At 36.9% G+C, this 1,569-nt stretch carries 2 protein-coding genes; both read right to left on the reverse strand.

Annotation, left to right across the window (positions count from 1 at the left end; genetic code table 11):
• A partial coding sequence (locus tag AC1DPZ_RS26915; RefSeq protein ID WP_477409294.1) for a FecR family protein occupies positions 1-871 on the reverse strand: 871 nt, incomplete at its 3' end.
• A gap of 35 nt (positions 872-906) precedes the next feature.
• Entirely contained in the window at positions 907-1,440 is a 534-nt protein-coding gene (locus AC1DPZ_RS26920) for a sigma-70 family RNA polymerase sigma factor (RefSeq protein ID WP_477409296.1), read from the reverse strand.
• Positions 1,441-1,569 lie beyond the last annotated feature (129 nt).

A 1,569-nucleotide genomic window follows, 5' to 3' on the forward strand; every position in this document is an offset into this window, starting at 1 on the left:
TGCCTGGCGCGTAAACAGCCTGGTAGCCTGGTTTTAACAATGTTTTTTCTTTATAATGACCACTTGTAGATACTGAACCCTCAACCAGCGAGGTTGTGGTGATGTTGGAGTTATAGGTGTTCACGTTAAATTCGGTGCCAAGTACCTGCACGTCTGTTTGGTTGGTATGAACAATAAAGGGGTGAGCGGCATTTTTTGCCACCTTAAAAAAGGCCTCTCCTTTTAAATATACTTCCCTGGTATTGCCTGAAAACGAAAAAGGAAAACGCATGCTCGAAGCGGAATTTAGCCAAACCTGCGTCCCATCAGATAAAACAATCTTATAATCTAATTCGGGAGGTACCAATAGTGTGCTCCAATCCTGTGTTTTTGCATCATCAAGCTTGTAACTTAAGCCATTCGCTCCTTTTTTTAACCGGGCAAATGGTGTATTGATAACCTGTTTGCTGGTATCAGAAAGGTCAATATGCTGCCCGTTTGCCATTTGTAACTCAATGGCTGGCTTTTTATGTTTTTTAACCGCAACTATATTAGAAACAGGATTTGCTGCCCAGTAATATATGGCCGAGAGCGTAATACATAGTAAGGCTGCTACAGACAGCCATCGCTTAAAACCCAATTGTTTAACATTATTTGGTTTTACATATCCAAGTTCGCCCTCAATTTTATCCCATGCTTTGTGTTCGTCAATACTGTTAAAAAATGTTTTAGCTTTATCTGAGGTTAACGCATGCTGCATCTCATCCCACATCTGCTGTACGTGTGGATCCTCCTTTATTGCATGCTGAAGTAAATTATCATCCTCCTCACTTATCGCACCTGCAATTTTGTCTATTATTAATTCCTGTATATATGTATTATTATATGCCATTATCTATAAGACCGGATTATGAATAAAAGGGTGAACTATTCAGCACTTTTTAATCCCTCTTTTAAGGTTTTAACTGCCAGCTTTAAATGCGTTTTTAATGAATTGATACTAATACCCATTTCAAAGGCGGCTTCTTTATATTTTTTGTTTTGGTAATGAACTAATGTAAAGGCTTGCAATCGTTGTATGGAAAGGTTTGCCAAAACTTTTTCGGYATAAATTTCCTGTGCAGGTACTTGTTCTGCCTCTTCTATTTCTGTAAGTGTGTATTGATAGTCAACTAATTTCTTTTGGATCTGCGTTCCCTTTTCAACCCTTTTCAAACACCTGTTACGGATAGCCGTTTTTAAATACGCGTTTAAAGACGAATTGATATTTTTATATAATTGCCTCTCCCAAAAATCGAGAAACAGATTTTGCACGGTATCTTCGGCCTCCATTTCATCCCGCAAAATATAAAAAGCTGATACGTTGAGCAGCTTGTAGTATTTTTTGAAGAGTAATTTGAAGGCCTCCTGGTTACCCTGCTTTAATTGCTCAACAATTTGATTGTCGTCCAAAATTTCCATGAAATACTATATAATTGGTTATATCTGCATAGAATGGGCTCCAATGCAAAGCTAATATATAGATATTTTAATTGTTAAAACAACAGTTAAACAAAAAAAATAAAAAAACATGAAAATAGAAGCTATAGA

The organism is Mucilaginibacter sp. P4_G9 (assembly GCF_056400985.1).